The organism is Roseateles terrae (genome assembly GCF_014192155.1).
GTDB lineage: Bacteria > Pseudomonadota > Gammaproteobacteria > Burkholderiales > Burkholderiaceae_C > Roseateles > Roseateles terrae.
Map to the genome: position 1 here is coordinate 522,081 of NZ_JACHXO010000003.1, position 25,016 is coordinate 547,096.

Annotated in this window: 23 protein-coding genes and 1 riboswitch; of the genes, 16 read left to right on the top strand and 7 right to left on the bottom strand. The window is 66.7% G+C overall.

All coding sequences use genetic code 11. From position 1 onward, the window contains the following. Nucleotides 1–352 precede the first annotated feature (352 nt). Nucleotides 353–2,161: an ATP-binding response regulator gene (locus FHS28_RS11580; RefSeq protein ID WP_184294621.1), complete on the top strand. Its 1,809-nt coding sequence runs from the start codon at nucleotides 353–355 to the stop codon at nucleotides 2,159–2,161. 20 nt (nucleotides 2,162–2,181) lie between these two features. On the opposite strand, the gene FHS28_RS11585 is transcribed toward FHS28_RS11580, so the two are convergent. Further along, nucleotides 2,182–3,651 carry a voltage-gated chloride channel family protein gene (locus FHS28_RS11585; protein WP_088453103.1) on the bottom strand — a complete coding sequence of 490 codons (1,470 nt, stop codon included), beginning with the start codon at nucleotides 3,649–3,651 and terminating at the stop codon, nucleotides 2,182–2,184. A 120-nt stretch (nucleotides 3,652–3,771) separates the two neighbouring features. Next, nucleotides 3,772–3,848: riboswitch (Fluoride riboswitch) on the bottom strand. Between the two features lie 185 nt (nucleotides 3,849–4,033). On the opposite strand from FHS28_RS11585, the gene FHS28_RS11590 reads away from it, so the two are divergent. After that, nucleotides 4,034–5,713 (top strand): GAF domain-containing protein, encoded by a 1,680-nt coding sequence (locus FHS28_RS11590; RefSeq protein WP_184294623.1) that lies wholly within the window; start codon nucleotides 4,034–4,036, stop codon nucleotides 5,711–5,713. Then, entirely contained in the window at nucleotides 5,694–6,263 is a 570-nt protein-coding gene (locus tag FHS28_RS11595) for an MOSC domain-containing protein (RefSeq protein WP_088452517.1), read from the top strand. The genes FHS28_RS11590 and FHS28_RS11595 overlap by 20 nt, the downstream gene beginning before the upstream one ends. Nucleotides 6,264–6,342: 79 nt before the next feature. Here FHS28_RS11595 and FHS28_RS11600 read toward each other — a convergent pair whose 3' ends face one another. Then, nucleotides 6,343–7,419: an alkene reductase gene (locus FHS28_RS11600; protein ID WP_088452515.1), complete on the bottom strand. Its 1,077-nt coding sequence runs from the start codon at nucleotides 7,417–7,419 to the stop codon at nucleotides 6,343–6,345. A 257-nt stretch (nucleotides 7,420–7,676) separates the two neighbouring features. On the opposite strand from FHS28_RS11600, the gene FHS28_RS11605 reads away from it, so the two are divergent. Then, nucleotides 7,677–8,900, top strand: coding sequence for a right-handed parallel beta-helix repeat-containing protein (locus FHS28_RS11605; RefSeq protein ID WP_184294625.1), 1,224 nt, complete (start codon nucleotides 7,677–7,679; stop codon nucleotides 8,898–8,900). A 150-nt stretch (nucleotides 8,901–9,050) separates the two neighbouring features. After that, entirely contained in the window at nucleotides 9,051–9,905 is an 855-nt protein-coding gene (locus tag FHS28_RS11610) for a 23S rRNA (adenine(2030)-N(6))-methyltransferase RlmJ (protein WP_088452511.1), read from the top strand. Nucleotides 9,906–10,008: 103 nt separating this feature from the next. Here FHS28_RS11610 and FHS28_RS11615 read toward each other — a convergent pair whose 3' ends face one another. Continuing rightward, nucleotides 10,009–10,650: an NAD(P)-dependent oxidoreductase gene (locus FHS28_RS11615; RefSeq protein ID WP_088452509.1), complete on the bottom strand. Its 642-nt coding sequence runs from the start codon at nucleotides 10,648–10,650 to the stop codon at nucleotides 10,009–10,011. Nucleotides 10,651–10,774: 124 nt separating this feature from the next. On the opposite strand from FHS28_RS11615, the gene FHS28_RS11620 reads away from it, so the two are divergent. The 3 genes from FHS28_RS11620 to FHS28_RS11630 all read left to right on the top strand — a co-directional run bounded on the left by FHS28_RS11620 (nucleotide 10,775) and on the right by FHS28_RS11630 (nucleotide 12,776). Further along, complete coding sequence (locus tag FHS28_RS11620) at nucleotides 10,775–11,665, top strand: LysR family transcriptional regulator (RefSeq protein ID WP_310736775.1); 891 nt, start codon at nucleotides 10,775–10,777, stop codon at nucleotides 11,663–11,665. Nucleotides 11,666–11,786: 121 nt separating this feature from the next. Then, nucleotides 11,787–12,458: a CAAX prenyl protease-related protein gene (locus FHS28_RS11625; protein ID WP_088452507.1), complete on the top strand. Its 672-nt coding sequence runs from the start codon at nucleotides 11,787–11,789 to the stop codon at nucleotides 12,456–12,458. An 81-nt stretch (nucleotides 12,459–12,539) separates the two neighbouring features. Then, nucleotides 12,540–12,776, top strand: coding sequence for an addiction module protein (locus FHS28_RS11630; protein ID WP_088452505.1), 237 nt, complete (start codon nucleotides 12,540–12,542; stop codon nucleotides 12,774–12,776). Nucleotides 12,777–12,836: 60 nt separating this feature from the next. Here the strand turns inward: FHS28_RS11630 and FHS28_RS11635 are convergent, their stop codons facing one another. After that, nucleotides 12,837–13,601 carry a helix-turn-helix domain-containing protein gene (locus FHS28_RS11635; RefSeq protein ID WP_088452503.1) on the bottom strand — a complete coding sequence of 255 codons (765 nt, stop codon included), beginning with the start codon at nucleotides 13,599–13,601 and terminating at the stop codon, nucleotides 12,837–12,839. 120 nt (nucleotides 13,602–13,721) lie between these two features. Here FHS28_RS11635 and FHS28_RS11640 point away from each other — a divergent pair, with 120 nt between their 5' ends. The 4 genes from FHS28_RS11640 (at nucleotide 13,722) to FHS28_RS11655 (ending at nucleotide 18,375) form a co-directional block, all read left to right on the top strand. Further along, nucleotides 13,722–14,993, top strand: coding sequence for an amidohydrolase family protein (locus FHS28_RS11640; RefSeq protein WP_088452501.1), 1,272 nt, complete (start codon nucleotides 13,722–13,724; stop codon nucleotides 14,991–14,993). A gap of 172 nt (nucleotides 14,994–15,165) precedes the next feature. Next, the gene (locus tag FHS28_RS11645; protein ID WP_088452499.1) at nucleotides 15,166–15,633 is read left to right on the top strand and encodes a YiaA/YiaB family inner membrane protein; all 468 of its coding nucleotides are present in this window, start codon (nucleotides 15,166–15,168) and stop codon (nucleotides 15,631–15,633) included. Between the two features lie 66 nt (nucleotides 15,634–15,699). Then, a complete protein-coding gene (locus FHS28_RS11650) occupies nucleotides 15,700–16,209 on the top strand; it encodes a hypothetical protein (protein WP_246409927.1) in 510 nt (169 codons plus the stop codon). Between the two features lie 201 nt (nucleotides 16,210–16,410). Beyond that, nucleotides 16,411–18,375 (top strand): MFS transporter, encoded by a 1,965-nt coding sequence (locus tag FHS28_RS11655; RefSeq protein WP_088452497.1) that lies wholly within the window; start codon nucleotides 16,411–16,413, stop codon nucleotides 18,373–18,375. A gap of 5 nt (nucleotides 18,376–18,380) precedes the next feature. On the opposite strand, the gene FHS28_RS11660 is transcribed toward FHS28_RS11655, so the two are convergent. Beyond that, nucleotides 18,381–18,896, bottom strand: coding sequence for a hypothetical protein (locus FHS28_RS11660; RefSeq protein ID WP_246409929.1), 516 nt, complete (start codon nucleotides 18,894–18,896; stop codon nucleotides 18,381–18,383). 147 nt (nucleotides 18,897–19,043) lie between these two features. Between FHS28_RS11660 and FHS28_RS11665 the strand changes: the two genes are divergently transcribed. After that, entirely contained in the window at nucleotides 19,044–19,586 is a 543-nt protein-coding gene (locus FHS28_RS11665) for a MarR family winged helix-turn-helix transcriptional regulator (RefSeq protein ID WP_088452495.1), read from the top strand. A 255-nt stretch (nucleotides 19,587–19,841) separates the two neighbouring features. Further along, on the top strand, nucleotides 19,842–20,828 hold the full coding sequence (locus FHS28_RS11670; protein WP_088452493.1) for an alpha/beta fold hydrolase: 987 nt from the start codon (nucleotides 19,842–19,844) through the stop codon (nucleotides 20,826–20,828). Nucleotides 20,829–20,874: 46 nt separating this feature from the next. Here FHS28_RS11670 and tgt read toward each other — a convergent pair whose 3' ends face one another. Beyond that, nucleotides 20,875–22,002 (bottom strand): tRNA guanosine(34) transglycosylase Tgt, encoded by a 1,128-nt coding sequence (tgt, locus tag FHS28_RS11675; protein WP_088453095.1) that lies wholly within the window; start codon nucleotides 22,000–22,002, stop codon nucleotides 20,875–20,877. Between the two features lie 37 nt (nucleotides 22,003–22,039). Here tgt and FHS28_RS11680 point away from each other — a divergent pair, with 37 nt between their 5' ends. Next, nucleotides 22,040–22,657, top strand: a complete 618-nt coding sequence (locus FHS28_RS11680) for an IMPACT family protein (protein ID WP_088452491.1) — start codon at nucleotides 22,040–22,042, stop codon at nucleotides 22,655–22,657. A 99-nt stretch (nucleotides 22,658–22,756) separates the two neighbouring features. After that, a complete protein-coding gene (argG, locus tag FHS28_RS11685; RefSeq protein WP_088452489.1) occupies nucleotides 22,757–24,097 on the top strand; it encodes an argininosuccinate synthase in 1,341 nt (446 codons plus the stop codon). A 137-nt stretch (nucleotides 24,098–24,234) separates the two neighbouring features. On the opposite strand, the gene FHS28_RS11690 is transcribed toward argG, so the two are convergent. Beyond that, nucleotides 24,235–24,924: a PEP-CTERM sorting domain-containing protein gene (locus FHS28_RS11690; RefSeq protein WP_088452487.1), complete on the bottom strand. Its 690-nt coding sequence runs from the start codon at nucleotides 24,922–24,924 to the stop codon at nucleotides 24,235–24,237. Nucleotides 24,925–25,016: the final 92 nt, after the last annotated feature.

Genomic DNA, 25,016 nt, shown 5'->3' on the forward strand with positions numbered 1-25,016 from the left:
ACTAGCCGGGAATCCAGCGTGCGCCGCGATGGATTCGAGTGACACAGCCGCCTGCTGACAGGCATACCGCTTGATGCCGCGTGGGTCCGCGCGCCGCTTTACCCGGGATGGTGACCGCCTCTGCCCCGCCGTGAACGGCGACGTACAGAGTGACGTACAGGGTGACGCAATGGGCGAGGGATGGGTGACGGACGCGGCGACGGTCACGGTCCTGAGCTTTGCATCCCGCACAACGGACACACCGCTGGTGGGACAGTCTGTGACAACTCGTGTGATCGGCGCCGCCCGATGCCGCCCAGCGGGGATACTTCAGCGCTTCTCCCCCGCCGACGACCGTACGCCGTCCCGCCTGATGACCGCTCCCACCTCCCGCGCTGAATTGCTGCCGCTCATCGGCCAACGCGCGTCTGCCGAAATTGCCGCGCTGGTGATTCCACCGGTCGTGGTGGCGTCGGTGCCGGGTCATGCGTCGCATCAATGGGCATGGATGTGGGCCGGTGCCTACTGGCTCGCCGCCGCGCTGCTGATCGGCATGCGCCACCTCTTCCGGCGGGACCACGCGCAACTTCCGTCGCTGGCGTTCCAGGCCCGATGGGGACGTCGTGTGGAACGATTCGGTCTCGGCTTCGGCTTCCTCTGGGGATGTCTGCCCTGGGTCAGTGTGCCGGCCCATTCCTTTGAATACGCACTTTTCCTGTATCTCGTGCTGGCCGGCACCACGGCGTCGACCGTCTCCTACGCTGCGGCCGACCTGCGGGTGTTCCTGCGCTACCTGCTGCCGGCCTGGGGCCTGGCGGTGCTGGCCGTGCCGATGGCCTTCCCGGCCCACTGGAAGACCGTGCTGCCGCTGTGCCTGCTGTTCCCGTGGCTGGTGTGGCGGCATGCCCGCACATCGCATCGGTTCCTGCTGGAGCAGTCCGAGCTCAAGCATCGCAGCGAGGCCTTCGCCCTGGCGCATCGCGAGGCTCGGGATGCGGCCGCCGCCGCGTCGCGGGAAAAGAGCCTGTTCCTTGCCACCGCCAGTCATGACCTGCGCCAGCCGCTGTATGCCCTGACACTCACCGCGCAGGCGGCTGTGCAGCGCAACCGGGACGCGGCCCTGTCGCCGCTGTTGCTGGACATCAGCCAGGCCGCCAGCCATGTCAGCGATCTGCTGAATGCGCTCCTGGATGTCTCGGCGCTGGACAGCCGCAATGAGCAGTTGCCGCTGCAGGCGGTGGCGCTGACGCCGCTGCTGTGTGAGCTGCATGAGCGCTTCCAGCCGGAAGCGCAGGCGCGCGGATTGGACTGGCGCATGCGCAGTCCCGAAACGCCCGCCTGGGTGATGGCCGACCCGATCCTGCTGCGCCGAGCGCTGTCCAATCTCCTGCACAACGCCCTGCGCTACACCCCGAACGGCGGCGTGCTGCTGGCGGTGCGACCGCGTTCAACAGGCTGGGCCATTGAGGTGTGGGACACCGGCGTGGGCATGGCCGAGCAGGAGCAGCAGCGGCTGTTCGCCGCCTTCGAGCGTGCGGACGACGCCGCCCAGCATGCCGCAGAAGGTCATGGACTGGGACTGTCCGTGGTGAGGGACTGCGTGCGGCGGCTGGGCGCCACCATCGAATGGCAGTCACGGGTGGATGTGGGCTCGCGCTTTCGGGTCCTGCTTGCCAGCACCGCCGCACCGTCAACGGCCTCCTCGACCGTCCGCCCGATGCGCACCGCTGCGTTCGATCAACAGCCGCTGCTGCGCGGTCAGGTGCTGGTGATTGAAGACGATCCTGGCGTCATCCAGGGCCTGCGTCATCTGATGAAGGACTGGGGGCTGGACGGCCGATTTGGCGCCGATGCGGTGCAGGCCTACCGCGCGCTCGCGGATGGCTTCGAGCCGGTCGTGGTGATGAGCGATCTGCGCCTGCGCGGCGACGTCAGCGGCTACGACCTGCTGCAGGCACTGCTGGCGCGGCATCCCCAGGCGCGCGGTCTGATCGTCACCGGCGAGCTGGACCATCCGGATCTGCAGCGGGCCGATGAAGACGGCTTTCTGGTGCTGCGCAAGCCGGTGGCGCCGGAAGCGCTGCACCGGGTGCTCGCAGGGCTGCTGGGCTACACCGCGCTGTCACTGGACGGGCAGACGGCGGCGCCACCGCTGGACACGTCCGACGCCGCATCGGCCTGAGTGCTCCCTGGCACGGCGCCTCACTCCTGTCCGGAGTGAGTCTTCTCCGTCGCTGACGGCGCCGACCTGATTGGCTCAGCCTGCCAGGTCGGCGCGGTGGGTGCTTCGTGCGCGTGATGCGCGTCATGCGCGTCATGCGCGTGGGGTGCGTTGGGTGCTTTGGATGCGTCGTGTGCACCCTGTGCTCCCTGTACTTCCTGTGCCTCCAGCGCCGCCCGCTCCCGCCACGACGGCACGTCCCCCAGCTTTCCGCCAGCCGGCAGCTCCGGATGTTTCGCCAGGCCCACCCGCTGCGACTTGTAGATGCCGCTGTGCCCGGAGCACAGATAACTCACCCCGCAGGCCACCGCCGCATACACCCCGATCTCCGCGCCAAACAGCTCCATCGCCATCAAGGTACAGGCGATGGGCGTATTGGACGCGCCGGCAAAGACCGCGACAAAGCCCAATCCGGCCAGCATGGGAAACGGCAGATCCAGCATGGGCGCCAGCGCGTTCCCCAGCGTCGCTCCGATGAAAAACAGCGGCGTGACCTCGCCGCCCTTGAACCCGCTGGCCAGCGAGCCCGCCGTCAGCAGCAGCTTGGCGGCGAAGTCGGTGGCGGGCAATGGCTGCTGAAACGCTTCCTGGATGACGGGAATCCCCAGGCCCGCATACCGCCACGCGTCCAGGCCCCAGATCACCAGCGCCACCACCGCCCCACCGACGAGCGGGCGCAATGGCGCATAAGCGATGCGCTGTTTCATGAAGGCCTGACCCGCATGGGTCAGGGTGGCAAACACCATCGCCACCAGCCCGAACAACATGCCGGCCAGCACCACCGCCAGCAGCGGCCAGGCAGAGACCGGCGGCAAGGCGCCCACCGCGTAATGGGTGTGATGCGCGCCCCAGGCCGAGGTCACCTGGTCCGCCACCACCGCGGCCACCAGGCAGGGCCACAGCGCGTCGTACCGAAGGCTCCCGATGACCAGCACCTCCAGCCCGAACACCGCGCCTGCCAGCGGCGTCCCAAACACCGATGCAAAACCCGCGCTGATGCCGGCCATCAGCATGAGGCGCCGATCTTCCGCGCGCAGCTTGAAGCGCTCCGTCAGCTGGTCCGCCAGTGCGCCGCCCATCTGCACCGCGGTGCCCTCGCGGCCCACCGAAGCGCCAAAGAGATGCGACACCACCGTGCCGCCCAGGATCAGCGGCGCCATGCGCAGCGGCACCATCCGCTTGGGATCATGGATCTCGTCGATCAGCAGGTTGTTGCCGCCCTCGACCTCGCGTCCCAGCTTGAGATACACCCAGCCGACCACAAAACCGGCCAGCGGCAAGCCCCACAGCAGCCAGCGATGCGCCTCCCGGGTGCGGGTGGCCCAGTCCAGGGCAAAGAGGAAAAAGGCGGAGGCCGTGCCGGCCAGGACGGCCACGAGGCTGGCCAGCACCAGCCAGCGCAGCAGCGAGGGAATGAGGTGGACGTGCTCGAGGTAGCGCAGGCGTTTCATCAAAGACCCAGCGATTGCGGCAGCGGCCATCCGACGGCCGCCACTTGAATGGCAAGACGACTGGTCAACGAGGCCCGGGCGAACGCCACATCGAACGCCCACACAGGCCTGGTCTCCCAGGACGATGTAGGCATCATCAGCGTCACGACAGCAGGTCGATCGGCGGTTCGCGGAGGAATGCCATCTCCGTTCGAGCCATTCTAGCCAGGACCGGCGCCACCGCGCGTGCGAGACAAAGTTGGCAATGCGGGCGGAATTCACGGCGGCGAATCGTGAAGCTTGCCCAGAAGCCCCCGATCCAAGGGCCGGCCCAACCCAACCATTCTGTGCGAGCAGAGGACAATTGAGGACCTCCCGTTGTTCCCAGTGCAAGGTTCGCCCAATGCCCAACGCCTTGACCGGCCTCTCCATGCGCAATCGCCTGCTGCTGACGCTGGTGCTGTCGCTGGTGCTGGTGGCGTCTTCCGCGCTCCTGGGCCTGTGGCAGACCCAGCGTCTGGCCGACACCACCGAGTCGCTGTATGCCGACCGTCTGGTGCCGCTGAGCCTGCTGCGCGAGATGGCCCGGGATCTGGGTCCCCAGGGTCTGGGCGGCGTCATCAATCCGGTGGCGGGCGTGCGCACCCAGGGTTCAGACCGGGATGCCGAGCATCTGGCCGACGCCTTGCGGCGTGAATGGCAGGCGTATCTCGGCACACGTCTGGTCCCGACCGAAGACCTCCTGGCCCAGCGCCTGCAGCCGCAGCTCGACGCATTGCTGACCGGTGTGGTGCGGGCCAGCGAGGCCACGCCGGAGCAGGTGCGAGAACTCAACCGTCAGCGCCTGGCGGTGATGCGGCAGGTGGACGAGCTCGCCGGCTTCCAGCTGAGCCAGGCGCGCCTCGATACCGAACGCACCCGCGACGCCACCGGCGACGCGGCGCGGCTCGGCGTGCTGCTGGTCTCCATTACCGCCCTGCTCTGCGGCGTCATGATCTGGACCGTGTGGTGGCGTTATGACGAGGAACGCCGCGCGGGCGCCGATGCCCGTGAACGTCTGCACCGCATGTATCAGGCGCTGTCGCAGACCAACCAGTTGATCGTGCAGCGGGAGGCGGTGCTGGAGCTGGGCACCTCGGCCGAGCAGTCGCTGTTCGACGGCCTCTGCCGCGTCTGTGTGCAAACGGGCCATGCCAGGGTGGCCACGGTGGTGCTGCAGGAGGGCAGCTACTTCGCCCGTGTGGCCGCCGCCGGCGAGATCGAGCGCTGGATGCCGGGAGCCCCGCCGCGCTGGACCGTGGAGTCGGCCTTCGGCCAAAGTTCGCTGAGCACCCGGGCCATCCTCTCGGGGGTCCACCAGATCGTCAACCGGCCGCTGCAGGACGCGCGACTGGTACAGACCGGTGCGCCGGTCCTGCCACCGGGAGTGGAATCACTGGCCGCGTTCCCGCTACGTCGCAACGGCCAGGTGGTGGGCGCGCTGAGCGTGCTGGCCGGGGAGCCGGACTTCTTTGATGTCACCGTCATCCGTCTCTTCGACGAGATGACCGATGACCTCTCTTTCGCTCTGGACAACCTCACCCGCGAACGGGAGCGGGCGCAGGCCCTGGTCACGGCCCGGGAGGCCGGTGACGAGCTGCGCAACCTGCTGCAGGCGATGCCGGTGCACATGTCGCTCAACCGGCTGCCGGACGGCGCGGTACTGGCCATCAACGACGCGATGTGTCGTCGCTACGGCATCACCCGCGAGGAAGCCCTGGGCCGCCGCCTGGTGGACCTGGGCGTGGGCATGCTGCCCACCTACCGGCAACGCTATTACGAGCTGCTGCAGCAACATCCGGAGGTGGTGGGTCTGCCGGTGCGGGCCAGCACCCGGGACGGACGCATCCTCGTGTCGCGGGTCTATGCCCGCCGCGTTCGTTATCACGGCCAGGACTGCGTGATTGGCTGCAGCGTGGATATCGACGACACCACCGACGGCGCCGCCGCCGTCGCGGCCGTGTTGCAGGCAGCAGGAAAGACCGGGCCCGGCAGCGGGGCACAAAGTCCGGGAGAATCGCTGCATGCAGATCCTCAGTCTTAATGTGGCCCGTATCGCTCCGCTGGTGGTGAACGGCAAGCAGACGCTCAGTGCCATCCGCAAGCGGCCGGTCGACGGCGCGGTGGACGTGGGCCCATTGGGCCTGACCGGCGACGAGCAGGCCGATCCGCGCTATCACGGGGGTCAGGCCAAGGCGGTGTATGCCTATCCGGCCGAGCACTACGCTTTCTGGCAGACGGTCCGCGCGCAGGCGCAGGTGGCGGACTGGAACTCGCCGCTGCCCTTTGGCAGCATGGGCGAGAACCTGAGCATCGAAGGCCTTCTCGAAAACGATGCCTGGATCGGCGATGTGCTGGTGTTCCCCGACTGCGAGCTGGCCATCAGCGAGCCGCGCTACCCATGCAGCAAGTTCAATGCGGTCATGGGGTTCAACAAGGCCACCAAGATGATGGTGCAAAGCGGCTGGTGCGGCTTCTACCTGGCGGTGCGCCAGGCCGGCACACTGTCGGCCGGTCAGCGCTTTGAGGTGCGACCGGGCCCGCGCGAGGTCTCCATCGCCGAAGTCTTCCGCGCCAAGAAGCCCAAGGGCTGACGCCCGGCCGAAAAAAAGCCCGCGGGCGCTGAAGGCAGCGGCCGGCGGGCATCACACGGAAGCTTGAGCGTCTGGGCGATCAGTCCGCCAGCGCAGGGTAGTCGGTGTAGCCTTCAGCACCGCCGCCATACATCGTGGCCGAGTTGGCCTTCTGCAGCGGCGCATTCAGGCGCAGGCGACGCACCAGGTCCGGATTGGAGATGAAGCTGCGGCCAAAGGCCACTGCATCCGCCTGGCCATCCGCCACGGCGGCCAGCGCCATCTCGCGGGTGTAGCCGTTGTTGGCGATGTAGGGGCCCTTGAAGCGCTCGCGCAGGGCGGCGTAGTCGAACGGCGCCACGTCGCGCGGGCCGCCGGTCTGGCCTTCGATCACATGCAGGAAAGCCAGCTTCATCGGTGCCAGCTGCTCGGCGACATAGTTGAAGAGCGCTTGTGCATCGCTGTCCTGGCCGGCATCGTTGACCGGCGTGACCGGCGACAGGCGCAGGCCGGTGCGGTCCGCACCGATCGCATCGACGATGGCACGCATCGTCTCCAGCAGCAGGCGGGCGCGGTTCTCGATGGAGCCGCCGTACGCATCGGTGCGGTCGTTGACGCTGTCGCGCAGGAACTGGTCCAGCAGATAGCCGTTGGCGCCGTGCACTTCCACGGCGTCGAAGCCGGCTTCCATGGCGGACTTCGCGGCATGCACATACGACTGGACGATGCCGGGCAGCTCTTCCGTCTTCAGGGCACGCGGCGCGGCCACGTCGACGAAACCTTCCTTGGTGAAGGTCTTGCTGTTGGCCGGGCGGTCGGTGGAAGACACCGGCTTGGCGCCATCCGGCTGGAATTCGGCGTGGGAAATGCGGCCGACGTGCCAGAGCTGCACGGCGATCTTGCCACCGGCTTCATGCACCGCATCGGTCACCCGCTTCCAGGCGGCGACCTGCTCCGGCGAATAGATCCCTGGGGTGTCCAGATAACCCTGGCCTTCCGGCGCGATCTGTGCGCCTTCACTGATGATCAGGCCGGCGGTGGCGCGCTGACGGTAGTACTCGACAGCCAGCGGACCGGGCAGCAGGCCCTGGGAACGGTTGCGGGTCAGCGGGGCCATGACGATGCGGTTGGCCATCGACACGGCGCCCAGTTGCAGCGGATCAAACAAGCTCGGCATAGGGGGTCACTCGAAAAAGAAGGGTCAAAAGGAGGTTCCGGCGGGATGGCAAACGGCAGACCGTGCCGCCGCCGCCAAGGAACCGTCTCGGAGGAGGGATGGCGGGAGCTTACTGGCGGCGGCGATCACTTGCTGAACCTGCGCGACAGTCCGGACGGGGGCTGGGGGCTTGTGCCGCGCTCTGCAGGCTCGCGGCGAGTTGGCTAGACTCGCGCGCCCCCGCTACCGTTCGGGAGTCGCCGCTCCGCCTCGCCGCCATGTCTGATGCTTCGTCCCGCCCGAACCGCTGTGCCGGGCCGTCGCCACTCGGGCGTCGGGCACTCCTCAGAAGCGCCCTGGCCGTCGGGAGCGCGCGGCTCGCGGCTTTTTGCCCCGGGAACGCCCTGGCTCAGACGTCCCCCACCACCGGCCCGCTCCTTCGGGTCGGTCCCGGCCAGCGGCTCACCACCCTGGCGGCCGCCGCTGCAGAAGCCCGCCCCGGCAGCACCATCGAAGTGCAGGCCGGCGACTATCGCGCCGACGTCGCCACCTGGACCCAGGACGATCTGACCTTGCGCGCCGTCGGCGGCCGGGTGCGCCTGCTGGCCGACGGCGCGCATGCCCAAGGCAAGGGCCTTTTCGTCTGCGCCGGTCGGCGCATGACCATCACCGGCTTCGATTTCATCGGCGCGCGGGTCCCGGACCGCAATGGCGCCGGCATCCGCCTGGAACGCGGCTCGCTGACCCTGCGCGACTGCCGCTTCGACGACAACGAAAATGGCCTGCTTTCCGCGAACGACCCGTCCATCACGCTGGACATCGAACGCTGCGAGTTCGGCGCCATTGCGCCCGGGGAAGGCCGCACCCACAACTGTTATGTGGGCAGCATCGGCCGGTTAAGGGTGGTGGGCAGCTATTTCCATCATGGCCACACTGGGCATCTGCTCAAGAGCCGGGCGGCGGTGAACCACATCTTCTACAACCGCCTGACCGACGAAACCGGCCGCGCCAGCTTTGAGCTGGAGTTCCCCAATGGCGGCCTGGGACTGGTGGTGGGCAACCTCATCCAGCAGAGCGCCTCAACCGAGAACTACCACCTGGTGGCCTATGGCAGCGAAGGGCTGGTCGGACCGCGGCATGAACTGCACCTGATCAACAACACCCTGGTGGACCTGCGACCGGCCGGCGGCGTCTACCTCCGCATGGCGCCGGGGGCACAGAAGGTCCGTGTGATCAACAACCTGCTGTGCGGCAAACGGGAGCTGCCGCCGGGGCCGGGGTGGGAGCAGCACCACAACTACTTTGTGGACCGCTCCGCCTTCGTGGCACCTGAACGCCATGACTACGCCCTGCGGCCCGGCTCCCCCCTGCTGGGCCGGGCGGAGGAACCCGGGGCGGTGGATGGCCAGCCGCTGCGCCCGGTGGCGCAGTACCGCCACCCCTGCGACACCGCGCCGGTGCCGATGGACGGCGTTTACAGCCCGGGCGCGATGCAGATCTGAGACACCGCCGGCACGTCTTGCCCGCACCTTGCCGGGACGCCGCCAGGAAGCTGGTGGGGAGGCCGCGCGGAGACCGCTGAGCGGGCGCCGCAACGCCACCATGGCGCCGGCGCCGCATCCATCGGGGGCGATCGCAGGTACAGTGCCGACATGCTCGCTTATCGACACGCTTTCCACGCCGGCAACCACGCCGACGTGCTCAAACACCTGGTTCTGGCCGAAGTGCTCCGCTACATGGGAGAAAAAGACAAGGCCTACACCGTGGTGGACACCCATGCCGGCGCCGGCGGTTATGCGCTGGACGGCCGTTATGCCCAGAAAAACGCCGAGCATCTGGGCGGCATCGCCGCGCTCTACCAGCGCAAGGACCTGCCCGAGCCGCTGCAGCAGTACGTCGAGCTGGTGCGCGACTTCAATGCCGGCGGCGCGCTGGAGCAGTATCCCGGCTCGCCGGCCATCGCCCGCATGCTGATGCGCGAACAGGACCGCCTGCGCTGCTACGAGCTGCATCCGACCGATCAGCGCATTCTGGAGAGCTATCTCGCGGACCGGCCCAATTCCCAGGTGCAGAACAGTGACGGCTTTGCCGGCCTGAAGGCCGAGCTGCCGCCGCCGTCCCGCCGGGGCGTGGTGCTGATCGATCCGCCCTATGAGATCAAGACGGACTACGCCAAGGTGATCGGCGCCCTGCGCGAGGCCCTGCAGCGCTTCCCGGACGGCACCGTGGCCCTCTGGTATCCGCAGCTGCAGCTGCTGGAATCGGCGCAACTGCTGCAGCGCCTCAAGGCGGTGGGGGAATCCACGGCCAAGAAGGGCTGGCTGCATGTGCGGCTGACGGTGGCCCAGCCGGACGAGCGGGGCTTCGGCATGCTGGGCAGTGGGATGTTCGTCATCAACCCGCCCTACGTCCTGCATGATCGGCTGGCGGAATGCCTGCCGCTGCTGGTCGACGTGCTGGGGCAGTACGACGGCGCCAACTATCTACTGGAGCAGCAGACCGCCTGATCGAGGCCTGATCAAGGCCTGGTCAAGGCCTGATCGTCGAAGCCGTTTGGGCCGTTCGAGCCAGTCCCGCCACGTCGGCCGTTTCGGAAGCCTCGTCCCGCGCTCAGTAGCCGACAGTGAAGCGGCGGCGGATGTGCTGCGGCTTTTCCAGCTCGTCCACGATTGCCACGGCGAGGTCGGCCGTCGAGACATGGGCCGGGCCCTTGCTGTCCATCACCGGGGTGTCCAGGCTCACCCGGTAGGTGCCGCGGCGCTCGCCCGGCTCCAGATGCACGGCGGGGGACAGGAAGGTCCAGTCCAGCGAGGTCTCCTCCCGCAGCAGATTCAGCGCTTCCCGAGCGGCCAGTGCGCCGTTCTTCCATTCCGCGGGGAATTCCGGCGTGTCCACCAGTTGCACGCCGGGTGCAATGTAGAGGCTGCCGGCGCCACCCACCGTCAGCAGGCGCTTGACGCCAGACGCCTTGGTGCCTGCATAGATCGCCCGGGTGCCGGCGAGGAACTCGTCATACAGATTCGGCACCGACCAGCCCGGGTTGTAGGCGTTCACCACCGCATCCGCGCCCTTCACGGCAGCGGCCACCTGGGCGCTGTCCTTGGCGTCAGCCTGCACAACGGTCAGGCCCGGCTTGGGTTCGACCTTGGCGGGCGTACGGGCCAGGGCGACCACTTCATGGCCGCGAGCCAGCAGTTCCTTGAGGACTTCGCTGCCCACAAATCCGGTGGGTCCGATCAGAGCGACTTTCATGGGAATCCTTCGAAATGTGTCCGGTCGATGCCGGACGGGGTAAATCGATGGATGGACTTTAGAAACTTCATAATCGACCGTGAAGTCATCGCTTCGAGCTTTCATCCTTTAGATCAACTTCACAATGCTGGATCAATTGCGGCGCATGGCGGTGCTCGCCACCGTGGTCGAACAGGGCAGCCTGGTCGCGGCGGCCCGTCATCTGCAGACCACCACCTCGGCAGTCAGCCAGCAACTGCGGGCGCTGGAGCGGGACATGGGCGTCACGCTGCTGCACCGCTCCACCCGGCGCATCAGCCTGACGCCGGCGGGGGAACACTTCGTGGCCGGCTGCAAGGCGATGCTCGCTGCCGCGCAGGAGGCTCAGGCGCAGTTGCACCGCCTGCGGGATGCGCCGGAGGGGGAGCTGCGCATCAGCGCCACCGTGGGCTTCGCGCGGCAGTTGGGGCCGGCCCTGGCGCCGCTGATGGCGGCGCATCCGGGGTTGTCGCTCCATCTGGAGGTGGACGACGGATTCACCGATCTGGTGGCCAAGCGCATTGATCTGGCGGTGCGCTTCGGACGGTTGCCGGACAGCAGCTGGGTGGCCCAGCGCATCGGCGCCAAAGGCACCGGGCTGTTTGCGGCGCCGGCCTACCTGGCGCGGCGGGGCGTGCCTTCTTCGGTGTCCGAGCTGGGCCGGCATGACTGGCTGGCGCTTCGGCCGGACACCACGCCCTTCCAGACGCTGCCGCTGCGTGGGGCCGATGGCACGGAGCAGTGGCTGCGGGTCACGCCGCGGGCCAGCAGCAACAACCAGTTGAGCCTGCAGCAGCTGTGTGAATCCGGCCTGGGGCTGGCGCTGCTGGGCACCGACGATGTGGACGAGTCCGTCGCGCAGGGCCGACTGCTCCGACTGCTGCCGGAGTGGGAGCCGCCGGCCTTGCCGGTGCATGTCCTGACCCCGCAGCGGGATGCGCAGCCGGCCAAGGTGCGGCATGCGATTGAGGCCTTGCGGCGGGCGTTTGCCGACTGAGACTGCAAAGCACAGCCGCGCGGCGGCGAAGCCTGTGGCCACAAGCCGAGGCGGCAAAGCCGACATGAAGCGAGCATGAAGCCGGCAGAAATGCGGCGCCAAGTCCGGACACAATGGCCCCATGCTGAATGCTGCTGCCTGGGCCCGAGTCCTTCCGTTTGCGCTCTTCATGGGTCTGCTGGCCCTGCGGGGCGCGATTCCCGCCGACAACGCCTGGGGGCTGGACCCGCGATGGCTGTACGCACTGAATCTGGTGGCGGTGGGCGGGGCGCTGGCCTGGTTCTGGAAGCAGTACGGCGAATTCTCAAGCCAGAACCTGCCGACGCTGAAGGAGGCCGCCGCCAGCGTGGCATTGGGGCTGGCGGTGTTCGGGCTCTGGATCGTGCTGGATGCGCCGTGGATGCAACTGGGCGAGGCCACGGCGAGCTTCGTGCCCGTGCTGCCGGATGGCCGCCTGGACTGGCCGCTGATCGTGGTGCGGTGGCTGGGAGCGGCGCTGCTGGTGCCGGTGATGGAAGAGCTGTTCTGGCGCAGCTTTCTGATGCGCTGGATCGCCAATCCCCGGTTTGAAAGCGTCGATCCGCGCGAGGCGGGGCTGAAGGCGCTGGTGTTGTCGACCTTCCTCTTCATGCTGGCCCATACGCTGTGGCTGGCGGCGATCGTGGCAGGGCTGGTGTATGGCCTGCTGTATCAACGCACCGGCAAGCTGGGATGCGCCGTGATCGCCCATGCCGTCACCAACGGGGTTCTGGGGATCTGGGTCACTGCCTCAGGTCATTGGGAGTTCTGGTAACGCAGACATTTGAGAGGCCATTTCAGGCCTCTGAACCGAGGGCTTGTGGCAAGCTAACGGCAACGCAAGAAGGAGCCAGAAATGGTGGATCGACTAACACTCTTGGAGTCGCTGGAAGCACAAGCCTTGACGCTGACGGAAGCGGAACGCTCGCACTTGTTGGAGCGCCTCGTGTCCAGCCTGGACGTCGATCCCGACATGGAAGCGGCGTGGGATCGCGTCGCCGAGCAGCGGGAGGCTGAACTCGCAGCGGGACAAGTCTCGCCGGTTCCTGTGTCTGAGGCCCTGGCACGTATTCGCGACGGAATGGCCCCTTGAAGTACTTGCTGCACCCGGCGGCAGAAAAAGATCTCAGCAGGGCCTTTGCGTTCTACCCGCTCACGCCTTCAAAGCACGCGTCACCGCCGCCGGCCGCTGCAGATGCGCGAAGCGCTCAAACAGCCAGCAGCGCATGCCCATCACCAGCGTGAACTGACGCTTCTCGTCTTCCGGCAGCTTCTGATCCAGCAGATGCTGGCGCGCAAAGTCCTCGGCCACACGCTGCAATCGGTCGCGAAGCTCCCGCGCCATCCCGGGACTGAGCTGGCCGTGCACCAGCATCATCATCTCGCCATCCCCGTCGAAACCGCCGTTGAAGAAATCCTGCATCACGCTGTCGCGGAAGAACTGCATCACCGGACCGTGCGGACGCCAGCGGAAGGTCTTCGCCACCTGCAGCCGGTAGCGGTTCATCGGCCGCAGCTCGATGATGCCCAGCCGGTCCAGATGCGCCATCGCCCGCGTGGCGTCCGCTTCCGACAGTCGGTAGGTGGTCACGATCTGCTCGTAACTCCACTGGCTGAGGCAGCAGATGGCCATGAGCAGCAGCCTCTCGTCCGCCACTACTTCCTTCTCCTGCTGCAGGGTCAGCTCCAGCCTGAGCGGTTGCGACCGCGACAGGCGCTGCGACAGCTCCGCAAAATCGGTCTTCAGTACCCGGCACAACTCATCGATGCGGGACAGGGGCATCTCCCCACCCGTGGCAAACATCCGCTTCACACTGGACTCCGACAGATCCAGCTCCCGCGCCAGTTGCGCATAGCTGATGCCGGCGGTCTTGAGCTCCGCCTTGATGAGGTCAATGAGGGTCTGGGTGCTGGCCATCCCGGAACGGTATCGCAGATTGATACCGGTGCGCTCATCTGACGCTACCGCCCCCACCCGTTCGTTGCGACCACGCCGACACCCCCGAGCATCGCGCCTTCTCCACTTCCCCCTCGCCTCATGCTGCGACGACGTCATCTGCTGTGCTGCGGCGGTCTTGCCGGTGTCGGCCTGTTCAGTGCCCTGGGCGCCTCACAGGCCGGCCCGCTGCTCAACCCCTGCCCGCCGCTGCCGCAGGGGCGCCCGCCTGGCAGCGCCCCCGTCGATCCCTCGACCGCCGCGCCGCTGGACGGCGTGCCACCGGACTGGCTGAACAGCGTCTGGGACGGGCTCGACCCCAGCCAGCTCTGGGACGTGCATGCCCACCTGCTGGGCACCGGCGACAGCGGCTCCGGCTGCTGGGTGGACCCGCGCCTGACCCAGTGGTGGCATCCGGTGGAGCATCTGCGCAAACGCATGATCCTCAACGGCGCCTGTGTTCCCGAAGGCAGCCAGGAGGTGGACCGCGCCTATGTTGCCCGCCTGACCCAGCTGGCCGACGCGTTCCCCACCGGCGCCCGCTGGCTGCTGTTCGCCTTCGACGAGGCCCTGGACGCCGCCGGCGCCCGCCGCCCTGACTGGACGACGTTCCACGTGCCCAACGCCTATGCCCGAGAGGTCGCGGCCCGGCGGCCGGATCGCTTCGGTTGGGTGGCCTCCATCCATCCGTCCCGGCCCGATGCACGGGCCCGTCTCGAGGCAGCGCTGCAAGGCGGCGCGCTGGCCGTCAAATGGCTGCCCAGCGCGATGAACATCGACCTGCGGTCGCCACAGCTGACGCCCTTCTACGACCGGCTCGCCGCCGCCCGCATCCCGCTGATCGTCCACGTGGGGGAGGAGCATGCGGTGCCCGGCGCCGGTCAGCAGGGTCTGGGCAATCCGCTGCATCTGCGCACACCGCTGCGGCACGGCGTGCGGGTGATCGCGGCGCATTGCGCCTCCCTCGGCGACGCCCTCGATCTGGACCTGCCCCGACCGCGCCAGGTCCCGGCCTTCGACCTCTTCGCCCGCCTGATGGACGAGCCGGCATGGCGCGGGCTGCTGCTGGGGGACGTCTCCGCCGTCTTCCAGTTCAACCGTCGGCAGGAGGTCTGGCACACCCTGCTGCGACGGCAGGACTGGCACCCACGCCTGCTGCATGGCTCGGACTATCCGCTGCCAGGGGTGATGCCGCTGGTGCGCCTGCCGCGACTGGTGAAGGCCGGCCTGCTGGACCCGGCAGACGTGCCGCCACTGGAAGCCCTGCGGCGCCAGCATCCGCTGCTGTTTGACCTGGCGCTGAAGCGAAAAGTCCGCTCCGGTGGTCACGCCTTGTTACCGGCGGTCTTTGCCACGTCTCCCCATTTGATGTGATCGCCCTGGGGTCGCGGTGCGGAGATACTGCCGCCCGACCACCGCGATGACCGGTATCGCGAAGCGCTACCGCGACCGCCGCCAGCTGCTACCGCGCTGGAAATCTGCCGCTGGCGGCGAACCGGCGCCAGAAGATATGTCCATCGCATTGACCCCGACCCAAGGAACTGACATGAACCGCATCCAACGTGACACCCAAGCCTGGCGCTATCAGGTCTGGGCCTCCTTCGGAATCAGCGTGACGCTGTGCGCCACCGGCCTGGCCTATCTGCCGGGTGCCGATCTGGACCGTGCGTTCATGGTGATGGGCTACGTGTTCTGCCTCTCCACCGGCTTTGCCCTGGCGAAGTTCATCCGCGACAAGCAGAGCGAGCGCAGCGACACCCCCATGTGGGGCGTGGTCGTCTGGAGCGGCTTTGCCCTGGCCATGGGTCTGACCGCCTGGGGTCTGTGGCGCATGGACATCCAGCCGGTCTGGAAGGCTTACCTGCTGGTGTCCTGGCTCTATCTGATCTCCAACGTGTTCACCCTGGCCAAGATGCTGCGGGACGCCCACGAGGCCGATCTGATGGAGGCTCGTCTGCATGGCCGCCGTGAAGCCGCCCGGGGCAGCGTTCCGGAAGTGGATCGCACCGCCTGAGTGGGACCCCCGCGCCCGCCACCCCTTTTGACTGCATCGACCTTCACTCTGATCGGATCACCCATCATGTTCCGCACGACTTTGCCCCGCATGCCTTCGAAGCTGTCGTCCCTGTCGTCCCGCCTGGCCGCCTGTCCGCAGCACCTGCTGCTCTCCGCCGCCCTGGCCGCGGTCTGCACCCTGATGACGCCCGGGACCGCCTCTGCCCATCGCGAGGCGGGCAGTGAAGCCAGCGCAGCCCTGTCGGCCCTGCCGGTGGCCGTCTCGGTGGTTGCACCGTCGGTGGTGCTGACCGCAGGCGCTTCGCTGGTGGTGGTGGCCGTCGAGGTCACGGCCGCCGGCACGGTGTGGGTGCTCAAGCGGGTGTCGGACGGCGTGAAGGTCAGCGTGCGGTTCGCCGGCAAGGTCGTGACCGGCGCCTCGGTCGCTGTTGGCACCGCGGTGACGGTGATCGTGGTGGGAACCGGCGTGGTGCTGTCCGCCGCCGGGGAGGCCATCGCCTTCATCCCGAATGAGATCGGCGCTTCGCTGATGCACAACGAACGCGTCACCGTGCGGGACCGCGTCACCCGGTAAACGTCTTCGCGTCGCCGACGCGCGGGCTTTCCGCTGCAACCGGTGACCGATGCCGCAGTGGCGTACCGGCGTCGCTCTCGTTATCCCGTAGAGCGGCGGGGATGACACCACAGCGCCCCGGTTCGCCGCTCTAATCGCTGCTGTTTCTCCGTTGCGGACCCCTTTGCGGATCCTTTGACCCCTCTCCAGGACGAGCCGGCCATGACTCACCCCGCTTCCAGCGATCACGCATCGCACTCCCAGTTCCGCCTGCTCGGTCAGCGCAGGTTCGGCCCGTTCTTCGCCACCCAGCTGGCGGGGGCCTTCAACGACTCCTTCCTGAAGCAACTGGTCATCCTGCTGGTGACCTTCCATGCGACGGAGTACACAAGCCTGTCCCCCGGCCTGGTGGCCAATCTGGCCGCGGGGCTGTTCATCCTGCCGTTCGTGCTGTTCTCGGCCTATGCCGGACAGCTGGCCGACCGCTTCGACAAGGCCCGCGTGATCCGTGCGGTGAAGGCGGCGGAGGTGGCCATCATGATGGTGGCCAGTGCCGGTTTCTACCTGAAGAGCCTGCCGGTGCTGCTGGCATCGATCTTCGCCATGGGCTGCCACTCCGCCTTCTTCGGACCGGTGAAGTATTCGCTGCTGCCGCGGGTGCTGGCCAAGGAGGAACTGACCGGCGGCAATGGCCTGCTGGAAATGGGCACCTTCCTCAGCATCCTGCTCGGCACGCTGGTGGCCGGCGTGATCGCCGCGGTGACGACCAACCCGCTGTGGCTGTCGATCGCGCTGCTGGGCTTCGCGGTGCTGGGACTGGTGTCCAGCCTCTTCATTCCCGCGACCGGCGAAGCCGCGCCCGATCTGAAGCTGCGATTCAGCGTGGTGTCCGAGACGGTGGCCACGGTGAAGATGGGCAAGCGCGAAGGCGAAGGGGTGTGGAACAGCCTGCTGGCCATCTCGTGGTTCTGGTTTGTGGGTGCGGTGGTGCTGTCGCAGATTCCGGCGCTGGGCAAGGACGTGCTGCATGGCGACACCACGGTGGTGACGGTGCTGCTGGCGACTTTCTCCATCGGCATCGCGGCCGGTTCGCTGCTGTGTGAGCGGCTGTCCGGACACAAGGTGGAAATCGGCCTGGTGCCGATCGGCTCGATCGGCCTGACGGTCTTCACGGCGGACATGGCCTGGTCCTGCGACCGTTTCGCATCGGCGCTGCAGACCTTGGGCACGTCGCTGCCGCTGAGCTGGACCCAGTTCCTGGCGACCAGCGGCAGCCTGCGGGTGCTGGCCGATGTGGCGCTGCTGGGGGTGTTCGGCGGTCTGTTCATCGTGCCGCTGTATGCCTTCGTGCAACTGCGCACCGCGCCGCAGCGCCAGTCGCGCATCATCAGTGCCAACAACATCCTGAATGCGGTGGCAATGGTGATCGCTGCCGGCATGTCGGCAGGGCTGCTGGCCGCAGGCGTGTCGGTCACCGGGCTGATCCTGGTGTGTGCCGGCTTGAATGCCCTGGTGGCGCTCTACATCTATCGCACGGTGCCGGAGTTCCTGTGGCGCTTCGTGAGCTGGTTCGTGGTGCACACCCTCTACCGGCTGCGCACCAGCGGCACTCATCACATTCCCGAGGAGGGCGCGGCCATCCTGGCCCCGAACCATGTGTCGTATGTGGACGCGCTGGTGCTCAGTGCGCTGTGCCCGCGGCCGATCCGCTTTGTGATGGATGCCAGCATCTTCCGCGTGCCCGTGCTGTCGTGGCTGTTCCGCCAGGTGAATGCGATTCCGATTGCATCGGCCAAGCGGGAACCCGAGACGCTGGAGAAGGCCCTGGCCACCGTGGACGCAGCCCTGCGCAACGGCGAGCTGGTCTGTGTGTTCCCGGAAGGCGCACTGACGCGGGACGGGCAGCTGGCAGAGTTCAAGCCCGGCATCCGGCGCATGCTGGATGCCTGCCCGGTGCCGGTGATTCCGGTGGGACTGGTCGGCCTGTGGGCGTCTGCCTTTGCGCGCAACGGCAAGTCGGTGGGGGGCCGACTGGCCAGCTTGCGACCGGGACGTCGGCTGGAGGCGCATGTCGGGGCGCCGCTGCCTGCGGAAGTGAGCGTCGAAGAGCTGCGCAGCAAGGTGCAGGGACTGCTCGGACCGGTGCCACCGATGGGTGAAGTCCGGACCTTCGAGGTGCGGAGCTGAGCGCGTCAGGCCTTTTGGCGGGTGTGCCCCGCCGCGCCTCTTCGCAGCATCCGCCGAATCCTCAACTTGAGCGCACGCGCCGTGCGCCACACGCCGCTGGCCCGCACCCAGGCCAGCAATTCGGTCTTCCACGTCACCCAGCGGGCGTAGAGACGTCGAAACCAGTCGAGCCGCATCAGCGCCGGCTGGGTCAGTGCAAAGAGGTGGGCCACCACCGCCGTGCCGGCCACCTTGGCCGCGAGGATCACGCCCACGCCCAACGCCGCGTGACCCCGGCTGATCAGCCACAGCGCCAGCAGCTTGATGGGAATCAAGAACAGGCTCGGCACCAGCAGCACCGCCAGCGCGACATACGGAGACAGGCGCCGGACGACCGCTTCCAGCTGCCGGATGACCGGCCACTGGCCGATGCGCGCCATGAAGCGCTGCAGCGGCTCCCAGCCCCATTCCTCAAAGAGGATGATCAGGGCCAGCACCAGCCGGATCGACCATAACAGTGGGGCCAACAGCATCTTGAGCATGGCGCCGATCATCCCTCGCCCGGAACCCCATGCGCAAACTGATGTTTGTCTGCTTTTTGTGCGGGAATTCCTTCAAACGCGGCCCAGCGGAGCCTTTCTCGTTCTTTTCGCTTGCAATTAGTTTGTGTGCGATTTAAATTATCGTCCATGGCACGCAAGAACACTCCCACCCCCGCGAAGTCGCTCTCCGGCGCCGCTGACGCTGCGACGGGTGTGACATCGCCCTCGCAGTCCATCGGTGGTTCAGGCGCAGCCTGTGTGCCGCTGGATATCGATGGGCAGCTTTGCTTTGCCGTCTATTCAACGATGCTCGGTCTGAACAAGGTCTATCGGGACCTGCTCAAGGACCTGGGCATCACCTACCCGCAATACCTGGTGCTGCTGGTGCTGTGGGAGCGTGACGGGCTGACCGTTGGCGAGATCAGCGAACGGGTGTTCCTGGACTCCCCCACGCTCACCCCGCTGCTCAAGCGTCTCGAGTCCGCAGGTCTGCTGGTGCGCACCCGGTCGGCGCAGGATGAACGACAGGTGCTGATCACCCTCACCGAAGAGGGCCGCGCGATGCAACAACGCGCTGCTCATGTGCCGCAATGCGTGGCGGAAGCGGCTGACACGGATGTCAGCGACATCATCGAACTGCGGGACCGGCTGCTGACGCTCCGTGCCCGCATGGCGGCGAAGTCCGGTTGAGCGCGGCCTTCCGCCGTGCAGTGCTCTGTTTTTCGTCTTTCCGATTCGTCCACTCTTCGCCGCTTGGCCACCTGTCTAACCCGTGATGTCGCCCTTCCGCTCACTCAATATCTCGTACACGAAGTAATAGGAAGCTAACAGAATGCCGGCCTATCCCCTCGGTCCCTGACCCTCAAACCCAGCTCATCTCACACCACCCCATGTTTTTCATCCGTCCATCGCTTGGTTGATGGCCGACTTCACCAGGAGCCTCTCATGTCCCGTATCCACGCCTTCGCCCGTACCTCCCGCCGCCAACTGCTGGCCATCTCCACCCTTGCCATCGCCGCGGCCAGTGCCATCGCCACGCCGGCGCTGGCTGCCGACACGGCCAAGCACGGAGCCGCCCGCGTGACGGCCGTCCAGCCGTCCGGCAGCTACATCACCACCAAGGATGGCGTGCAGCTCTACTACAAGGACTGGGGCCCCCGCACCGGTCAGCCCATCGTCTTCAGCCACGGCTGGCCGCTGGACTCCGACAGCTGGGAATCGCAGATGATCTTCCTGGCCGATCACGGCTACCGCGTGATTGCCCATGACCGTCGCGGTCACGGCCGTTCCAGCCAGCCCTGGGAAGGCAACGACATGGATCACTATGCCGACGACCTGGCCACCGTCATCGAAACGCTGAACCTGAAGAACGCCGTGCTGGTGGGCTTCTCCACCGGCGGCGGTGAAGTGGCGCGATACATCGGCCGCCACGGCACGTCCCGCGTGGCCAAGGCGGTGCTGGTGTCGGCGGTCCCGCCGGTCATGGTGAAGTCGGACAAGAATCCGAACGGCGTGCCCAAGGAGGTCTTCGACGGCCTGCGCGCCGGTCAGCTGGCCAACCGCGCGCAGCTGTACAAGGACATCGCCTCCGGCCCGTTCTACGGCTTCAACCGTCCGGGTGCGAAGGTGTCACAGGGTCTGATTGACAACTGGTGGCTGCAGGGCATGCTGGGCGGCCACAAGAACACCTATGACTCGATCAAGGCGTTCTCGGAAACCGACTTCACCGACGACCTGAAGAAGTTCGACAAGCCCACCCTGGTGATCCACGGTGATGACGACCAGATCGTGCCGCTGGACATCTCCGGACGCGCATCCGCCCGCCTCATCAAGGGCGCGCAGCTGAAGGTGTATGAAGGCGCACCGCACGGCCTGACGGACACCCACAAGGACCGTCTGAATGCCGACCTGCTGAGCTTCATTCAGCAGTAAAGCGCCCACCCGCCTGCACGCGTTCAAGCGTGCGGGCGGCGCTCGGTCAGATTCCTCGCGCCCGATCCGCCTGGAAGCGCTGGCGGAAGCCTTCGAAGTCGTCGGCATCCAGCGCCTCGCGCACTTCCTTCATCAGGTTGAGGTAGTAGTGCAGGTTGTGGATACTGGTCAGCATCGGGCCCAGCATTTCGCCGCAGCGGTCCAGGTGGTGCAGATAGGCACGGCTAAAGTTCTGGCAGCAGTAGCAGGTGCAGGTCTCGTCCACCGGCCGCTCATCCGCCTTGTAGCGGGCGTTACGCAGGCGCAGGTCGCCGAAGCGGGTGAAGAGGTGGCCATTGCGCGCATTGCGGGTGGGCATGACGCAGTCGAACATGTCGATGCCCTGGCGCACGCCTTCCACCAGGTCTTCCGGCGTGCCGACGCCCATGAGGTAGCGCGGCTTGTGGTCGGGCAGCTGATGGCCGATGTGGTCCAGCACGCGCAGCATGTCCGCCTTGGGCTCGCCCACCGACAGGCCGCCGATGGCGTAGCCGGGCAGGTCCAGCGCCTTCAGGCCGTTCAGCGATTCATCCCGCAGGTTCTCGAACATGCCGCCCTGGACGATGCCGAACAGGGCATTGGGATTCTCCAGTCGCGCGAACTCGTCCTGGCAGCGCTTGGCCCAGCGCAGACTCATCTCCATCGACAGGCGTGCTTCCTTTTCGGTGGTGATGTGGCCCTTGGTCTCATAGGGCGTGCATTCGTCAAACTGCATGACGATGTCGCTGTTGAGCACCGTCTGGATCTGCATGGAGATCTCGGGCGTGAGGAAAAGCTTGTCGCCATTGACGGGCGACGCGAACTTGACGCCTTCCTCGCTGATCTTGCGCATCTCGCCCAGCGACCAGACCTGGAAGCCACCGCTGTCGGTGAGGATGGGTTTGTTCCAGCTTTCAAAGCGGTGCAGGCCGCCGAACTGCTTCATGATGTCCAGGCCCGGACGCATCCACAGATGGAAGGTGTTGCCCAGGATGATCTGCGCGCCCATCTCCTCAAGCGAGCGGGGCATGACACCCTTGACCGTGCCGTAGGTGCCCACCGGCATGAAAATCGGGGTCTCCACGACACCGTGATTGAGCGTCATGCGGCCACGGCGGGCGCGGCCTTCGGTCTTGAGCAGTTCGAACTTCAGCATGGGGCGATTGTCGCAGGCCCGGCGCCGATAATCCGCCATGCCTTCGAGTCTTGCTGCCCCGGTCCACGCGGAATTGATCATCAAAAAGAGCCGTTTCATCGCCTGTGTGGAAGCGGTGGCGGACCGCTCTGCGGCGCTGGCGCGCGTGGACCAGCTGCGGGCGCAGCATCCGGGCGCGGCCCATGTCTGCTGGGCCCTGATGGCGGGCGGGCAATCCGCCGCCAATGACGATGGGGAACCCGGTGGTACGGCCGGGCGCCCGATGCTGGAGGTGCTGCGCCATCAGGACCTGGAAGGGGTGCTGGCCACGGTGGTGCGCTACTTCGGCGGCGTGAAGCTGGGCGCTGGCGGCCTGGTGCGCGCCTACACCGACGCGGTGGCGCAGGCGCTCCTGACTGGCGAGAAGGTGCCGATGGTGCGGATGCGGCTGCTGCGATGCCAGCTGCCCTACGCCCAGGAAGGCTGGCTGCGCCGGGAAGCGGAGCGGCAGGGTGCCGGGCTGGTCACCGTCCTCCACGGCGCGCTGGTGGACGTGACGCTGCGTCTGCCGGAGGCCGCTGCGGCGGATTTCATTCACCGCCTGAATGAAGCGGGCCAGGGCCGCATCGGTTGGTTGACGCCCGACGAAGGCAGCCCCGGCGAACTCGGCAACTGAGGCGGGAGTCGAGCGGCCTAGAATTGGCCACTTGTCCGGAGCCCGTGTGTGGCGGGCTGCGGCGTCCTTTTTGATCCCCTAACTGCGCGAGACGTTCCCGTGGCCGCAACCATCCTCCAAAAGATTCCCGCCGGCGAGCGCGTCGGCATCGCCTTCTCCGGTGGCCTGGACACCAGCGCCGCGGTGCACTGGATGCGCGGCAAGGGCGCGATCCCCTGCGCCTACACGGCCAACCTGGGTCAGCCGGACGAAAGCGATTACGAAGACATTCCCCGCAAGGCCAAGGCTTACGGGGCGGAGATCGCCCGTCTGGTGGACTGCCGGGCGCAGCTGGTGGCTGAAGGCATCGCCGCAATCCAGTGCGGTGCCTTCCACATCAAGAGCGGCGGCGCGACCTACTTCAACACCACGCCGCTGGGCCGCGCCGTGACCGGCACGGCGCTGGTGGCGGCGATGCGCGAAGACGGCGTGAACATCTGGGGCGATGGCTCGACCTACAAGGGCAACGACATCGAGCGCTTCTATCGCTACGGCCTGCTGGCGAATCCGTCGCTGAAGATCTACAAGCCCTGGCTGGACCAGACCTTCATCGATGAGCTGGGCGGTCGCAAGGAGATGAGCGAATACCTGATCGCCCACGGCTTCGACTACAAGATGAGCGTGGAGAAGGCCTATTCGACCGACTCCAACATGCTGGGTGCCACCCACGAGGCGAAGGACCTGGAGTTCCTGAACAAGGGCATGAACATCGTGAACCCGATCATGGGCGTGGCCTTCTGGAAGGAAGACGTCGTGATCAAGCCGGAGGTGGTGTCGGTCCGCTTTGAAGAAGGCGTGCCGGTGGCCCTGAACGGCCAGGTGTTCACCAGCCTGGTGGATCTGTTCATGGAGGCCAACAAGATCGGCGGCCGTCATGGCCTGGGCATGTGCGACCAGATCGAAAACCGCATCATCGAGGCGAAGAGCCGCGGCATCTATGAGGCCCCGGGGATGGCGCTGCTGCACATCGCCTATGAGCGTCTGGTGACCGGCATCCACAACGAGGACACGATCGAGCAGTACCGGATGAACGGGATGAAGCTGGGTCGGTTGCTGTATCAAGGCCGCTGGTTTGATCCGCAGTGCCTGATGCTGCGTGAGACGGCCCAGCGTTGGGTGGCGAGCGCGATCACCGGCGAGGTGACGCTGGAACTGCGTCGCGGGAACGATTACACGCTGCTGGATACGGTGAGCGCGAATCTGACGTATGCGCCGGAGCGGCTGTCGATGGAGAAGGTGGAAGACGCCGCCTTCACGCCGGCCGATCGGATCGGGCAGCTGACGATGCGCAATCTGGATATCTCGGATACGCGGGCGAAGCTGCAGGTCTACAGCAACACCGGGTTGCTGGGGGGGCAGAGCACCGGCAGCATCGGGTTGCTGACGCCGCCGAAGGAATAATTCGTTGGGCTGGGTGTGGGCCCGGCCCGATCACCCAGGAAAAAGGCCGCTGAGCGCAAACTCAACGGCCTTTTTGTTTGATTGGCTAGGAGGAGGCGCTTCGTACGAAGGAAGCAGGGCGGAGAACTCCTGGCGCGTCAGCTGCGGCGGCGGGCCAGGAATCCCAGAGCCGCCAGGCCGGCAATCATCAGCGCGTAGGTCTGGGGTTCCGGAACCGGGCTGATCTGCGGGTTGGTGCGCGGCACGATGTTGGCCACTGCACTCGCAAACTCCACCCGCACGCCGGTGTAGTTGTAGACCGAGTTGGCATCGTCCGTGACCACGAAACTCAGGGTGTTCACGCCCTGGGTGAAGTAGCTGGTGATGCTGCTGAAATTGGTCCAGCCGGTGTAGCCGTTGCCCTCAATGGTCGAGATGGCCTGGCCGTTGAGCAGCAGCACGCCACTGTTGTCCGTCGCCCAGCGGCCCGTGATGGAGGCCGTCGACGCGTCGTAGGCCGACAGGTCAAAACTCAGGGACCAGCTGACGACACTGTCCGTGGCCGAGCTGTAGTTGGTCTGCTGGTCGTTGCTCAGAATCAGCCACGACGACGATTCGGTGTTCGCAATCCAGTGCGGGAACGGGTCGGTGTTGCCGGTGCTCACCACGCCATACCCAGTCTGGCCCGAGAAATCGCCACCCGAGACGGTGTAGGTGTAGTTCTTGTCCGTCTCACCAGCGCTCAGACCGCTGCCGGTATTGACCAGACCCCCAATGGTGTCCGCCATCGCCACACCACCCAGCAAGGTGGCCGCCAGCGCGATAGGAGTGATTGCAAGCAGCTTCATAGATTCCCGATTGGTCAATGTGTTGGCAACGCGGGCACCGCCCGCCTCCCTCGTCCTCGGCAAGCAAGTGCCGGGCCCGTTGTCATGGAGCT

What these genes read in the sequence shown, in the direction of transcription:
- FHS28_RS11580 (WP_184294621.1), top strand. Translation starts at nt 353, where the DNA reads ATGACCGCTCCCACCTCCCGCGCTGAATTGCTGCCGCTCATCGGCCAA.
- FHS28_RS11585 (WP_088453103.1), bottom strand. Translation starts at nt 3,651, where the DNA reads ATGAAACGCCTGCGCTACCTCGAGCACGTCCACCTCATTCCCTCGCTG.
- FHS28_RS11590 (WP_184294623.1), top strand. Translation starts at nt 4,034, where the DNA reads ATGCCCAACGCCTTGACCGGCCTCTCCATGCGCAATCGCCTGCTGCTG.
- FHS28_RS11595 (WP_088452517.1), top strand. Translation starts at nt 5,694, where the DNA reads ATGCAGATCCTCAGTCTTAATGTGGCCCGTATCGCTCCGCTGGTGGTG.
- FHS28_RS11600 (WP_088452515.1), bottom strand. Translation starts at nt 7,419, where the DNA reads ATGCCGAGCTTGTTTGATCCGCTGCAACTGGGCGCCGTGTCGATGGCC.
- FHS28_RS11605 (WP_184294625.1), top strand. Translation starts at nt 7,677, where the DNA reads ATGTCTGATGCTTCGTCCCGCCCGAACCGCTGTGCCGGGCCGTCGCCA.
- FHS28_RS11610 (WP_088452511.1), top strand. Translation starts at nt 9,051, where the DNA reads ATGCTCGCTTATCGACACGCTTTCCACGCCGGCAACCACGCCGACGTG.
- FHS28_RS11615 (WP_088452509.1), bottom strand. Translation starts at nt 10,650, where the DNA reads ATGAAAGTCGCTCTGATCGGACCCACCGGATTTGTGGGCAGCGAAGTC.
- FHS28_RS11620 (WP_310736775.1), top strand. Translation starts at nt 10,775, where the DNA reads ATGCTGGATCAATTGCGGCGCATGGCGGTGCTCGCCACCGTGGTCGAA.
- FHS28_RS11625 (WP_088452507.1), top strand. Translation starts at nt 11,787, where the DNA reads ATGCTGAATGCTGCTGCCTGGGCCCGAGTCCTTCCGTTTGCGCTCTTC.
- FHS28_RS11630 (WP_088452505.1), top strand. Translation starts at nt 12,540, where the DNA reads ATGGTGGATCGACTAACACTCTTGGAGTCGCTGGAAGCACAAGCCTTG.
- FHS28_RS11635 (WP_088452503.1), bottom strand. Translation starts at nt 13,601, where the DNA reads ATGGCCAGCACCCAGACCCTCATTGACCTCATCAAGGCGGAGCTCAAG.
- FHS28_RS11640 (WP_088452501.1), top strand. Translation starts at nt 13,722, where the DNA reads ATGCTGCGACGACGTCATCTGCTGTGCTGCGGCGGTCTTGCCGGTGTC.
- FHS28_RS11645 (WP_088452499.1), top strand. Translation starts at nt 15,166, where the DNA reads ATGAACCGCATCCAACGTGACACCCAAGCCTGGCGCTATCAGGTCTGG.
- FHS28_RS11650 (WP_246409927.1), top strand. Translation starts at nt 15,700, where the DNA reads ATGTTCCGCACGACTTTGCCCCGCATGCCTTCGAAGCTGTCGTCCCTG.
- FHS28_RS11655 (WP_088452497.1), top strand. Translation starts at nt 16,411, where the DNA reads ATGACTCACCCCGCTTCCAGCGATCACGCATCGCACTCCCAGTTCCGC.
- FHS28_RS11660 (WP_246409929.1), bottom strand. Translation starts at nt 18,896, where the DNA reads ATGCTCAAGATGCTGTTGGCCCCACTGTTATGGTCGATCCGGCTGGTG.
- FHS28_RS11665 (WP_088452495.1), top strand. Translation starts at nt 19,044, where the DNA reads ATGGCACGCAAGAACACTCCCACCCCCGCGAAGTCGCTCTCCGGCGCC.
- FHS28_RS11670 (WP_088452493.1), top strand. Translation starts at nt 19,842, where the DNA reads ATGTCCCGTATCCACGCCTTCGCCCGTACCTCCCGCCGCCAACTGCTG.
- tgt (WP_088453095.1), bottom strand. Translation starts at nt 22,002, where the DNA reads ATGCTGAAGTTCGAACTGCTCAAGACCGAAGGCCGCGCCCGCCGTGGC.
- FHS28_RS11680 (WP_088452491.1), top strand. Translation starts at nt 22,040, where the DNA reads ATGCCTTCGAGTCTTGCTGCCCCGGTCCACGCGGAATTGATCATCAAA.
- FHS28_RS11690 (WP_088452487.1), bottom strand. Translation starts at nt 24,924, where the DNA reads ATGAAGCTGCTTGCAATCACTCCTATCGCGCTGGCGGCCACCTTGCTG.